This window comes from Candidatus Methanoperedens sp. BLZ2, from assembly GCF_002487355.1.
In the GTDB taxonomy this organism is placed as follows: Archaea; Halobacteriota; Methanosarcinia; order Methanosarcinales; family Methanoperedenaceae; genus Methanoperedens.
On sequence record NZ_NTMG01000074.1, the window covers coordinates 44083 to 56692 of the forward strand.

The window sequence follows — 12610 nt, forward strand, 5'->3', positions numbered from 1 at the left end:
AGAGGTGATGTAAAATGGATCTCAATGCTCTACGAGTTTTCGATAGCATTCATTCACTCTCTATCACCGAAGAGGAGTTTTCCGATCTGGAGAGAGAACAGAAGGCCACGGATAGAACTGGCGTGTATATTCGATGCGTCAGGCAGGGCTATTCCATAGCCGTCAGCCATGATGAGAACCACAAAATCATAATCAGGGAAATAAAGAAAGATTTTCCTACACCGTGTAGAGTTCTGTTTAAGACTCTCATACCCTTCGATGAACTGCCAGAGGAGATATATACGCTTCATGCAATCGCGCAGTACAGGGCGCTGGATACCGATATGAAATTCAGATCCAATAACATGGAAGAGTTAAAGGACAGGATATGCGAGAGGTTCATTGATAACTTCCCCAAGGAGCTCGGGCGTTTTTACGATGACACTCACTACAACGAACTGCACTCTTATGATGAAGATAAGAGAGCTACATGGGGAGAGCTAAAGACAAAGCTCATCGAAAGACAGCTACGGGCTCTTTTCTGGCTTTTTGGCGAGGATTACGAGAAGTTTGAGAGAGAAGTTAAGGTTGCCAGGAAAAACGTCCCCAGGATCATCAAAGTCTTCGAGAGGAACAACAGAAGGATGGCTATCATCCAGAGGTCAGATGATTACGAGAAGAGAAGGGGAGGTATGATGTATAACCCCGCATGGTTCGAATCCGTGAAGGGCAATGTCCTTATGATCAGGTGCTTTAAGCCAGGCAATCCTCAGTACAACTATGTAGACCTTAACCGGGAAATGTATCTTCCGAATGGGATAGATGAAACTGCAGAGATATGGCTGGATGATGACCTTTTTGAGAAAATAGACTATCCGGAACTGAAAGTTTTTTCAAAACGGCTTTTCTCAGGAAGGGAGGCAGAGAATCTCAACGGCAAGAGATGGACTCTCCTTACAGCTGACGAGTTCAATAAAAAGCAGACTCTTCTACGAATTGAGGTGATGAGCGCGACAAGGCATCACCAGGAAGAGGAAGCGAAGAAAGCACTTGTAAAGAATATAGAGGCGCAGTTCAAAAAGGGAAAGGTAGTAAGACAGGGTATTACGTTCACGAAGAATAGCATAGAATGTGAAGGCGTTCTCGTTAAAAACGATAGGCTGGGTCATTTTGTGATGCGTAATAACATTCATCTCCAAAGGGAACCGGAGTTCTCGAAAATAGTAAAGGACTTCATTTGTTTTATTCTGAACATAGATGCAGTATGGAGCAACTATTCTTCTGGAGTGAATTACGTATGTAATTTCGCTGGAAAAGAAACAATACTGATCGGAAAAGTGAAGCTGTGTATTGAGAACCGGAAAAATAGCATTTTTGTAAATGACCACAGGATAGCAAAGAATGACCTTGTAGATGTAATATTCACAGCTCTGTTTCACAGGAATCAGAATGATTTCGATCAATATCTGGCATACAGTTCAAGGGTTAATCTGACACTGCAGAAGGTTCTCTCAGATGGTGGGATCTCATTTGAACTCAAGATAGATAAAACAACAGATAATGAGCTTCCAACAGATGAAGCTAAGATGATCCTTTCGCTGCCTTTACATCGCGAGAAGAATAAGAATTTCACCACTATCAATGGAACGGATTATCAGATACAGGATTTAAACGCGTTCTTTGATCTTGGGAAGGACATTAACAGCGCGAGGATAGGTTACGGAGGTGGCGGATATCTCCAGAGAACAATAAGGCTTCTGTATAAGGCGATCAAGGGGATATCACCAAAAGAGATCGGAGAAATAATAAAGAACGGTGAACAGGAATATGCAAGGTTACAGGAAAGAAGACGCCTGGAGAATGCAGAGAAGTTAAAGAAAGCAAACGGTTTCCTGGCAGAGGCAGTAAGGCTTAGTAAGGCCGAGAAGTTAAAAGATGGCTACTTAGTGGTCGGTAAGAGCGGGAAGCCATACACAGTTAACTCAAATACCCTTGCAGTGTACGATATGGAGAATGGCGGCAAGGGGAGATACTGTTGCATTGTGGATATGGGTACATCAACAGATGAAGAATGGGGACGCAAGGATGCCCTGGCTAAAAGACTCTTGATGTTAGCGCACGACCTCAAAGTAGCAGATGAAATTCATACGTTAGAATTGGAGCCAGAGTTATGAAGATTCTTATAATCGGGGCTGGCGGCATTGGATCGTATCTTATCGCAGAGGTTTGCAGGTTAATCGAGATAGAACAGATTGACCCAAATACGGATCTGGTAATTGCAGATAATGACCTGGCAGAAATGGAGCAGGTAAAGTACCAGAATTTCACTTTTGCGGAAGCCGGATTGAACAAGGCCCAGGCATTGGCAAAAAGGTTCAAGCACGTTGGCGTTACAGCGATAAAGGACAGAATAAAATCGGATAAACAGCTCAAAGGCTACGATCTCATATTTCTCTGCGTGGACAATGATCCAACAAGGGAACTGGTCATAAAATACTGTTTCTCAAAAAAAGTGGATTTCCTGGATCTGCGCTCTTCCGGAAGGACGGTATCAGCATTCCCAAAGTTAGAGAAAGCCAGTGATAATCTGAAGTTCGTTGATAGCAACGATACGGCCTGCTATTCTTGTCAGGACCGCGAAAACCTGCTAATGGGCAGGATAGATGAAGGGAATAAGATAGTTGCCCTTATTGGAGTTCAGATGATGCTGAACAAGTTCCGCGGGATGAATAACAGGGCGATTAACCTGGCAATATGAAACGCAATTCGTTCAAGGCGAGTGAGCAGGTTCAAACCCTGCCATGCGCATTCCCCTCGGTAGAGGAGAACATAAGGAGAGATCTAAATGGAACATGATTTGACAGACAGAATCCCCTTCAGGATAGAAAGCAAGCGAGGGGACGATACTCTCGGAACGAATACGAAAACCGGGACGGTATTAACTGATTTCGAAGCAACAGAGAAAGGAGTACCGTTTCAATCCGGCGTCCCCAGGGACAAGATACTGGAAGCAATAGAGAAGGCATTGAAACAGGAGAAATGGGTCTGTGTGGAAAAGAAGGATGGAACCACTGAGCTCCTAACGCAAAAGGATATCCCGAAGGTCCAGGATGAGAATGCCATTGAACCGGCAGTCATGGTCAATAGCGGAAATCGGGAGGATACATCACAGCCTCCAAAAAAGGAATGGGAAGGAGATTTAAAACCTATGCAGGTATCAACAAAGAAACCAGGGGTTACAAATCAAACGATAGATCCGGTTCATGCGAAGCAAAAGGAAGAATGGGTCAGCAAGTTCGCAAATATAAAAAGCGCAACAGCAACCCACAAGGGCAAAGGTGGTTAACATGGATCTCAAGACACTGTTAAAGAAGCTCAAAGAGGATAAAACGAGAATCATGATAAACGGGCTCGGCTCAGGAGACATCAGGGGCTTGATTATGGAGGTTCAGGATGACTATATCGTCTATGAACTCTGCGATGCGCAAAAGGAGAAGCATTCAGGGAAAGAGAAGGTAAAAAAGGAGGTCAAATACATACCGATCTCAAGCATTTTTGATATGAGTGAAGGCGAGAAGGAAAATGTTAATGTTCCAAACCTGTCCACCTTTAATAAATAATCAATCTATTTTTCGTAGAACACGAGCAGTTATTCAATAAACAGGATTATCGACGACGTTAAGTGGACGGCAGGGTCCAAAATGGAGATTGAAATCGATTGCTATGGATTGAAGTTGAGCATTAAATTTGTTAAATTCGCATCATGTTAACATCTCTTCTTGAAATGGCAAAATTAGAGATCGTCTTTTACTGAAGAACGTGAAAGTAATCAAGCAGTATTTACAAACGACTGATAGAGGACAGCCAGGCTTTCACGCCCTCTGAGCTGAACGTTGTTTCAAATTCCGCTTCCCTGATGTAATTGATCTTCCAACCTTTGCTGAACGCTGCCCGTATCTCAGCCTGAGTCACTCTCCTTGGCCCGTATGTTCCCGGCTCATGCTCACTGAAACAGAGCATGAAATATTTACTGTCAGGATAGAGCGCAGAATATAAATTTGCAGCAAAAATTGGTCGCTCCTCATCCGAGAACACATGAAACAGACCGCAGTCTGCATAAACCATCGGCGCAGTATCAACATTTCAAAAATCATGGGTTTCAACTAATCCGGACTCATGTAACATACTATATAACGATGTTATATGAGATATGCTGCCTGGGTAGCGATTATTAGGTCTATTTTCACAAAATGTAAAAATAACTCGCACTTTGGCTCTTGAAAACGCTACAAAAAAAGCACAAGTATCCTCTTCAGGTTGTTTTCTGAAATTCCAAAATGCACCATTTTCCAAACCGATGAAAATAATAGTATTATATTCGAGACCTTTGCTTTTATGTATTGTCATGAGAGGGAGGGAATCTTTTCCTCTCAAAGATTCAACAGATTTTACCCAATTGTCATATGATTCAAATTCTTTCCATAAATATTTGGATAATTCATTAATTTGTTGGATGAAGAATGTACCCTGCTTATATTGAGGATAATGATTCAAAAATTTTTCTTTGCCAAAAAAATCTATTATTTTATATAATCCTGATATCAATTCTTTTTCATTAGTTATGCCTAAGAATAATTTGTAAATTTTTTCAATTTCTAAATTGAATTTTTGATCAAATAATCTCAGTTTCTCGTAATCCGAATCTTCGTCCAAATAGAATGATTTCATTAATTTTGTAAGTTCGCGTGTATTCAACCATTCTTCTTTTGCACTTTTAGAGATGGCACACATAATTACATCCAATAGTATTCTGACACATTCTTCCGATATCAAGTCTTGTAGCTTACTTTCATTTCTTATCTTTACATCATATTTTGCCATTTCATTGATCAAATTGCCACAATACTCGTCTGGTAATTGTTTTACAATGATGCAAATATCATTAGGATTCAAACCATCATCATCAATCCATTTTTTTATTTCATGTGAAATGACTTCTGCCTCTTTTTGGCTATTCTTGAAGTTCCATATTTCGCAAACTCCATCTTCATCGTCCCAACCTTCATGTGCAGATATGTTATTATTATCACCACTTATATTTTCTATCAGTATCTTTTGTATTTCAATAAGTCTGGGAGCTGAACGATAATTCATTAATAATTCACATGTTTCGGCATCAAAATCGTCTTTAAATTTATTAAATACTTCTACATCTGCTCCTGCCCATACCATTATCCTTTGTTTTTTATCGCCGACTGCAGTTAATATCGTATTTGTATTAAAAAAACATGTTTTAATAAGATCATATTGATATGTCGTAGTATCCTGAAATTCATCTAAGAAAACATGACTGTAAGATAAAACAAGAGCGGTATGAATTTTCTTATTTTCTCGTATCAAAAACTCACTTAATCTTGAAATCATTGAGAATGATAATTTTGATTGTGTCTCAGACCCTACCTTTAAACCATTCATCCAAACTCTGAATATTAGGGCATTTAAATCCCAATTTGAACCAGAATCTAGAGGCAACCTCTTAACTGATAGATACTTCCAATATTCTTTTTCTTCGCTCTTCAAATTCAACTTAGGAACTGGCCTAAGCGAACCAAAATATTGATCAAACATTTTTTTATCGTCAAAAACGATCTCATAGTTTTGGGACGGCCTATAATCATTTGGCAAAGCTTTCCTAAAATGATCAAGAATTCCTTTGGCAAATGAATCATAAGTGAGTGAAACAAATCTTTGAGCTAAATCATCCCCACATCTCTTTCTAACTCTTTCTGCAAGATTTTTTGCTGCATCTTTCTTGAAGCTAATAGCAAGTATCTTTCTTGGCCATTTACAAGTATTTGTTTGCAGCAAAAAACAAGCTCTTTGAGCAAGTAGTTCTGTTTTTCCCGCTCCAGGGCCAGCAAGTACACAATAATTTTTCGATGATTTAACTGTCTCCAGAGCTTTTTTTTCCAAATCTAAATCATTTACTGGTTTCCAATCAACTGGAGTAATTCTCAAATTTAATCACCTATGTAGCTACTTGTTTTAAAGAAGAAAAAGGATCATTTTTTAGCTCGGATGCAATTGCATTAACTACTTTTTTTAGTGATTCAGGCATATTTTCTTTAAACGAGGAAGTATCCAGCATTGTCATTGCGAGAATGTGGGTCCCAGGTTTTCCTCGGTCAAGGAATAAATAAGGGTACCACAACATCAACTCTTTCTCAAAATCTTGATAAGAATTTCCATTTCCACCACTTTCTTTCAATGTATGTCTAATACATGTCTCTATTTTTTTAGTGTATCCATTATTATCAGTTTCTTTGTCTGGTATACGAGGGCCTTCTCCGGTTGGTACAGTTCTCTGGTAGTATTCCTTGAAGGCTTTTAGCATTGAAAAGTCAAGATCTAGAGGAGATGAAAAATATACTCCATAACTTTCAAGGTGTTGTACCCAAGACATCATTGTTTGTCCGTCCTCCTTTGAATTTAACGGCCATGTGTGCATAGAGTCAAGATCAGATTGCGTAAGACCACTTTTTCCACAAATATCATCAAATGATATACCATTTTCTATAAGTTGATTTATTACATATTTTATTATCCCCCAACCTCCTGTCGCACGTTCAGAGTCTAAATCAAGAAGAGTAATAAAAGGTATTTCAATCTCACTTAATAATTTCCAAAAATGATTGACGAATCTGCCACCCAATGGAACAACGCATATTCCACACGAGTCTATCTTTGAACCAAGAGTTTCTATCGCTTTTGGAATAATGATAGATTCTGTGTCTCCTTCACCAAATACGACTAATCTAGCAAAGTATATTTCGGGATAACAAGTAACTGCTTCTTTTACATACTTGTGTGCATCATCTACTTTATCAGGTAGTAAGATTTTATTTACTTTTGTACATAAATTCTCTTTGCTTATTCTCAAATGGCGAATTGATTCGGGTTTAATTCTTTTTACTATTGAAGGAGAATGAGACGTCAGTATCACTTGAGAATTCTTTTTCTTAGAGATTTGATCTAGGTTGTCAATTATCCTCCCTAAAAGTTGAGGTGCTATGTGGTTCTCTGGTTCTTCAACAGCTAGAATGGTTAAAGCTGGAGGCAATAAATTAAATGCCTTTTCTTCAGCACTTTCAGTTTGAGATATAAATTCAATCTCAAGCAATGAATTCACTAGAGACAAATAGAATAAGGATTTTAATCCTTCTCCCAAGGAGTTAATATTGTAAGACTTTGGAATTTCCGTAGGAGAAAACTCAATATCAATTTTGTTCAAAATACTATTTAAATCGCTATTTGTAAATTTAATTTTGGTTTCTGTGTATCTGGAATCTTTATGAAAAGACTGCCACTGAGTCTGAATAATCGTTTGTACTTGTTTAACTCCAACTTGATTATCAAAGATAGAGTTAACGGGTTTCATATTATTGTTAATTTGCTCATTGATATCCTTAGGCCAATTAATCCCATTTAGAATTCTCCAAAGTATAGTACCAGAAGCATTTTTCAACTGGTGCGAAGGTTCTCTTACAGCGGGAACATAAATCATTTGAATATTTGATCTTATATCACTTACTTTCGCAGGAGATCTATTATCTTCATTCCCGTCATCTTCTTCTCTTGATACAGTTATAAATGATAGTTTCGAATCGATGTCACCATCAGGCGTATTATTTTTTTTCCAACAAGCATCTAATCGAATTCTGATATAAGGATCACCGTCAACATCCTCTACGACCATTCTCTGAAATAAATTAGGCACAGTTTTCTCAGCTGCCGTTTTGTCAGTCACTAATTCAGGGAAGGAAATAATAGCTTCAATGATTAGATCATTTTCATCTATTTCCTCGGGTTTTTTTCCCATAGGTACATGGAAATCGGATCTTTTGATTTCCCTCTCTTCTCCATTCCTGCCAAATAACTTTAGTAAGGCCCCTAATATCGCGGATTTTCCACTGCTATTAGCACCAATTATACTAGTTAAATTATCAAACTCAATAGTTTCCTCATCTGACCCGAAACATCTGAAGTTTTTAAGAATGAGTTCTTTAATTATCATATTTATCCCCTATTCAAATTATTTAAATTTCAATCACATGAACAAATTGTGAGCATTAAAAGGCGGCACTGTATAAATATCTTGTGCGTATCGTAAATGTAAGCTACGATTTGAGGTTTAAGACAAGAATTTCCGGAATTTTTTACTAATGTTAGCGCGAACTCCCCATCCCGCAGACATAGTATACACTGTGGATGTACTATGCCTGTTTAGGGCGTTTTTCAGGAATATATAAAATTTTTTCCGGTTATATTCACGATATTCCATAAATAAGCAAGTTTTTCTGCATTTTTCCCTTCATAAGTTCATCCAGCCGTTCCTGCGTGTACCCGAAGGGCAGCAACATGCTCTCCGCAGCCCGCAGCAAATGTTCATAGTATTTCGCCCTGTCGTACTGTGTGTCATCGTCTGCAAGTTCCGGTATCATAACCCGTTTCTGCCAGCTTCTGGATTTATGATCTGTTATTATATAGCGAATACTCTGCCCCGCCAGTGTCTCTATACCTTCCTGTTTAAGTTGCTTCATGGCAGCCAATTGGTTATTGAACTGCCTGTACTCATCGCAGCCTCTGGATACATGTGTCTTGAATATCAGGTCAGAAAATTCACAATCATTACCAAGCACTTTTCTTGTATATTCCCGCAATAAACCGATAGCTTCAGGTATCTTCATGTAAAATTCGGAAGCGTTTTTTGCTTCTGCAAGCTTTCCAAGCATGGCGTCCTGCAGGTTACTGATCAGCTTTGGAGTATCGCTCCGTCTTGTTTCAATGCCCCGCACTTTCAGCTTGCCGTTTGTCATTACCCCATAATATCGGTTCAGAGCACCAACTCCATTTGATTTATCAGGCAGGAACACGATCCACCTGAACTCGCCTTTAAGCTCAAGAGGTATGCCGATTTCATGGGATGCAAGTTCACAGAGTTTCTCAGGTTCGCGCCCTTTTACCCACAGACTATCCACTATGCCGTGCAGTATCTCAAAACCCATGTCGTCTGCAAGCTCTATTGTGCGAAGCAAGATATCCCGTCCATATGCTGTTATGGATTCATGACATTCTATTCTCCCAAACCGCGCTTTGTTAAATCCCATGTAACCAAAGCTTGTCACAAGCAGCCATTTGAGTATGTTCTGTTTCATCTCGTATTCTTCTGCTCTCAACGGGAACTCTATAATGCGTCTCTTGTAGGTCATCCGCCTTTCTATCAAAGGCTTTAGAACACGCGGGATTAATCCTATATGCTGCTGGCAGATGTTGTAGTGCGTAAACGGAACGCGCTTTTCCGAATCCGGGCAGCATCCGCATAACACTGTTTCAGGCGATATGTTGTGTTTCACCATGATATTTGGGAAAAGCGATGTGAAGTCTATCTCAAATGCGTTCTCATGCAGTCCTACTTTCGGCTCTATAACTAAAGCACCCCTGTCAGCAATGAGGAGTTCCTCAGCCGTTTTCCAGTATTCTGCAAGGTTGCGCTTCCAGGGAACGAGTACGCCATCACGCAGAGCCTGATTAACCTGAAGTGCCGTCACAGCACTGCCGGGACTCAGGCGCGATAGCTCCTGCATCGGTATCCCTGTTATGCGGGAAAGGTCGATCAACCCAAGCAGACCTCCTTCCCTGAAAACAAAGATTGATCTGTCAAGATGCAGCCGGCCTGAGAGCATATAGCCTTTCGGCTTATAGATTATCCTGCCGTAGCTGAAATACGATTTTCCACTTCCTTCTGGCAGGATATCTTTCTCTCTTCCAAGCTGAAGATCGATATCATGAAGCGATGCGCGGTAATGCAGATACGGCAGTTCAAAACTATCTCCTTTTTCTGTTATTATCAGGTCCGGGTTAGCACGAGCGACTTCGCGATTGAGTTCAGCGATCATTTCTCCTTCATCCTTATTTTCAATAAAGGTGTTCCCGAGGGTAATCCTGCTGATAGGGTCGCCCATTGTGATAATTCCTTTTTCCCTGCCTGGCGTTACCGAGAGTTCCATGCTTACAAGCTCAGGTATTTCATAATCAATGGAATACTGGCTGTCATCGAGAACATCTCCTTTGAGTCTTGCCATGGGAAACAGTCCATGTTCAAGCATATACTGCCTGACGGGATCGAGATCTATATTGTACAGGCTACATCCCTTCGCCTCAAGCATATTGGCAATCTCATAAACTGCATTCGGTTCTATGGTAGCAGATATTACTTTTTCAGGTCCTTTGCCAAGCCAGGTGCTCTTCTCTTCGTAATTTGTGTGTTTAACACCGGGCAGGCTCGCTACCAGGGACAGAAGTTCGGGTTTGCACGAAATGTATATCCTCGGATAGAATACCTCACGGACTGGCCTGCAGACTGCCCCATCTTTAATCCATCTTGTTATCGTGCTATTCTCAGGATTATATCTCACGTCCAGCAGGAACATTCGGTTTCGCCTCCTGCAATGAAATGATTTCTTTCTCTTGCTCAATTAAAATAGATAGGAAAACAGCTTGCATCAGGTCAATTGTGGGTGTAACAGTACAGGAGGAAGCGTGCTTTCTTGCCTTGTTCATGAGGTTATCGAACGCATCCTTATCCTCACCGTGCAGAGCCATTCTGAATACCGAAAGCTCTGCTATCATTTCCTCAAGCAACATCCGAAAGCTAGGCACTGTTCTTCCCATATGCATCACCTCCTGTAAAATCCGTAAATCTCATCTGCCCAGACGGGACTGGGAAATACTCATAAACGTGGCCGTTATCGAATAGCCTTATGAGGTTCTTTGAGGGCTGCTCGATGAGTATCACTCTATCGGCCCTGGATGCAAGAAGCATATCCCCATACCATTGCCCACCGAAACTCGTGACGGCTGCAATGATGCCAGAGGATGCAGTCAGAAGTTTTAAAAATTCAAGTAATGGTTCGAACAGTCTCATTCCGTCTGAACCAGAAAACAGGGAAGGCAGATAGGATATCGCGAGGACCGCGGGATTCCATTGCTCAACAGCATCCTTCAGTCCATGTATCAGGGCATCCATCTGATACTCGGTAAAAGCACGGGCGACATGAATGCGGGAGAGTACCTTTTTTGGCTCTGTGCCGATGGATTTTGCAATCCTTAATAAGGAGTAGGGATTAAAACTGTTTCCCCCGTCCACAAATAAGGCATCCCTGTCTAATGATACAACAGAGGCTGCGCACAGGCGGAATAAAACATCGGGCACCAGACTGGATGAAACCTCAATTACTGTGATGCATGAGGGTTTAAAATCCCGAAGGTCAATACATGGCAATACCGGGAGACTGCGGGAGCTAATGCAGAAAGACATATCGTTCAGATCCAGAGGGGAATAATAAGATAGGATGGATAAGCTTAAAAACAATTTGAGAGCGAAGTGAAAGTATTCAAGTGTTTGCCAAGTTAGAAGGCATAGCCATGATTATTAAGAGTGAAGAGAAGATAAAATAAGAATATGAAACTTATGAGCAAAAATTCGACCTGCGTCAGCCAGCACATAAACGCGCCTCGCGCAAAAGTCTATCCCGCGCTTGTCGACGCGAACGCGATCGCTAAGTGGAAGGTGCCGACCGGTATGACCTGCTTCGTGCATGAGTTCGACGCCCGCGAAGGTGGCTCGATCCGGATCTCACTCACGTACAACGAGCCCACCGGAAAAGGCAAGACGACCGCGCACACCGACACGTACCGCGGCCGCTTCGTGAAGCTCGTGCCGAATGAAAAGGTTATCGAAGTGGACGAGTTTGAGACAGCAGATCCCGCTCTGCGCGGCGAGATGACCGTCACGATTACTCTCACCGATGCAGACGGCGGCACCGATGTCCTTGGGGTGCACGAAGGACTGCCACCCAGCCTGTCGACCGCCGACAACGAAGCAGGCTTGCGAATGGCACTTGCGAAACTGGCGGTGCTAGTCGAGGGGGCCTAGGAATAGCCAAACAAAAACATCAAGAACCTTATCAGAATTCATTAAATGATATGAATTTCAAGGAATAATGGTTACTATTGTCCGTACGCTCCAATCACCGCATCCTTCATGCGCTCAACAAAAGCTTCGCGCATTTCAGGCACGGCTCATGCCTTGCGGTCATTGTCGCTGCTGGCTGTGGCGACACTCTTTCGCTCTCGCTCCAGAGAGTCGCCGGATTCGGCTATCATATCGCTTTAACTCATCTCGTTTTTACTGCAAATAGGCGCGCGTGGATATCTGATTGAAGGGGCAGGAAGTTACTATTGTAATGGGGCAGCCGGAGATATTGAGATTGAGCCTGCCCTTATGTATGACTCTATTCATCAATGATTGGCCGCTGTTGCAGCGTGCGGGATTAGGCGTGGCCTCACCACACTATTCCTATTGCAAATGTTCGCTGTATCGCATCCACAGAAGATGCTCTTGACCTCTGCATTTCATTGTCCTATAACCAGCCTTTTCTTCCTTCCATATGCGGTCTTGCCATATGTATAAATTATATTCCTCTATGAGACGGCTTGCAGCTTCCTGGCGAACTCCTCTCCATAGTTTCGCGCATATGCCAGATATATCAAGTGAAGCAATTCAAAAAGG

The 12610-nt window shown here is 41.4% G+C and carries 11 protein-coding genes; 5 read left to right on the plus strand and 6 right to left on the minus strand.

The window, feature by feature from the left end; translation table 11 throughout:
• The first annotated feature begins 14 nt into the window (after positions 1–14).
• The 4 genes from CL181_RS15915 (at position 15) to CL181_RS15930 (ending at position 3599) form a co-directional block, all read left to right on the plus strand.
• On the plus strand, positions 15–2153 hold the full coding sequence (locus CL181_RS15915) for a hypothetical protein (RefSeq protein ID WP_097300311.1): 2139 nt from the start codon (positions 15–17) through the stop codon (positions 2151–2153).
• A complete protein-coding gene (locus CL181_RS15920) occupies positions 2150–2737 on the plus strand; it encodes a ThiF family adenylyltransferase (protein WP_097300312.1) in 588 nt (195 codons plus the stop codon). Before CL181_RS15915 ends, CL181_RS15920 begins: the two co-directional genes overlap by 4 nt.
• 87 nt (positions 2738–2824) lie before the next feature.
• Positions 2825–3325, plus strand: a complete 501-nt coding sequence (locus tag CL181_RS15925; RefSeq protein WP_097300313.1) for a hypothetical protein — start codon at positions 2825–2827, stop codon at positions 3323–3325.
• Between the two features lies 1 nt (position 3326).
• Positions 3327–3599 carry a hypothetical protein gene (locus tag CL181_RS15930; protein ID WP_097300314.1) on the plus strand — a complete coding sequence of 91 codons (273 nt, stop codon included), beginning with the start codon at positions 3327–3329 and terminating at the stop codon, positions 3597–3599.
• A gap of 220 nt (positions 3600–3819) precedes the next feature.
• Here the strand turns inward: CL181_RS15930 and CL181_RS15935 are convergent, their stop codons facing one another.
• From CL181_RS15935 to CL181_RS15960, 6 genes are all read right to left on the minus strand, one after another.
• A complete protein-coding gene (locus tag CL181_RS15935) occupies positions 3820–4104 on the minus strand; it encodes a hypothetical protein (protein ID WP_097300315.1) in 285 nt (94 codons plus the stop codon).
• Positions 4105–4122: 18 nt separating this feature from the next.
• On the minus strand, positions 4123–5997 hold the full coding sequence (locus CL181_RS15940; protein ID WP_097300316.1) for a UvrD-helicase domain-containing protein: 1875 nt from the start codon (positions 5995–5997) through the stop codon (positions 4123–4125).
• Between the two features lie 10 nt (positions 5998–6007).
• On the minus strand, positions 6008–8053 hold the full coding sequence (locus CL181_RS15945; RefSeq protein ID WP_097300317.1) for an ATP-dependent endonuclease: 2046 nt from the start codon (positions 8051–8053) through the stop codon (positions 6008–6010).
• A gap of 253 nt (positions 8054–8306) precedes the next feature.
• On the minus strand, positions 8307–10469 hold the full coding sequence (locus tag CL181_RS15950; RefSeq protein WP_097300318.1) for a DNA polymerase domain-containing protein: 2163 nt from the start codon (positions 10467–10469) through the stop codon (positions 8307–8309).
• On the minus strand, positions 10444–10710 hold the full coding sequence (locus CL181_RS15955; RefSeq protein WP_141398946.1) for a hypothetical protein: 267 nt from the start codon (positions 10708–10710) through the stop codon (positions 10444–10446). Before CL181_RS15955 ends, CL181_RS15950 begins: the two co-directional genes overlap by 26 nt.
• On the minus strand, positions 10691–11356 hold the full coding sequence (locus CL181_RS15960; protein ID WP_097300320.1) for a hypothetical protein: 666 nt from the start codon (positions 11354–11356) through the stop codon (positions 10691–10693). Before CL181_RS15960 ends, CL181_RS15955 begins: the two co-directional genes overlap by 20 nt.
• A 144-nt stretch (positions 11357–11500) precedes the next feature.
• Here CL181_RS15960 and CL181_RS15965 point away from each other — a divergent pair, with 144 nt between their 5' ends.
• Positions 11501–11974: an SRPBCC family protein gene (locus CL181_RS15965; protein ID WP_217993200.1), complete on the plus strand. Its 474-nt coding sequence runs from the start codon at positions 11501–11503 to the stop codon at positions 11972–11974.
• Positions 11975–12610: the final 636 nt, after the last annotated feature.

Excerpts from the sequence above, each read along its gene's own strand:
- CL181_RS15915 (WP_097300311.1), top strand. The coding sequence starts at position 15 with ATGGATCTCAATGCTCTACGAGTTTTCGATAGCATTCATTCACTCTCT.
- CL181_RS15920 (WP_097300312.1), top strand. The coding sequence starts at position 2,150 with ATGAAGATTCTTATAATCGGGGCTGGCGGCATTGGATCGTATCTTATC.
- CL181_RS15925 (WP_097300313.1), top strand. The coding sequence starts at position 2,825 with ATGGAACATGATTTGACAGACAGAATCCCCTTCAGGATAGAAAGCAAG.
- CL181_RS15930 (WP_097300314.1), top strand. The coding sequence starts at position 3,327 with ATGGATCTCAAGACACTGTTAAAGAAGCTCAAAGAGGATAAAACGAGA.
- CL181_RS15935 (WP_097300315.1), bottom strand. The coding sequence starts at position 4,104 with ATGGTTTATGCAGACTGCGGTCTGTTTCATGTGTTCTCGGATGAGGAG.
- CL181_RS15945 (WP_097300317.1), bottom strand. The coding sequence starts at position 8,053 with ATGATAATTAAAGAACTCATTCTTAAAAACTTCAGATGTTTCGGGTCA.
- CL181_RS15950 (WP_097300318.1), bottom strand. The coding sequence starts at position 10,469 with ATGTTCCTGCTGGACGTGAGATATAATCCTGAGAATAGCACGATAACA.
- CL181_RS15955 (WP_141398946.1), bottom strand. The coding sequence starts at position 10,710 with ATGGGAAGAACAGTGCCTAGCTTTCGGATGTTGCTTGAGGAAATGATA.
- CL181_RS15960 (WP_097300320.1), bottom strand. The coding sequence starts at position 11,356 with ATGTCTTTCTGCATTAGCTCCCGCAGTCTCCCGGTATTGCCATGTATT.
- CL181_RS15965 (WP_217993200.1), top strand. The coding sequence starts at position 11,501 with ATGAAACTTATGAGCAAAAATTCGACCTGCGTCAGCCAGCACATAAAC.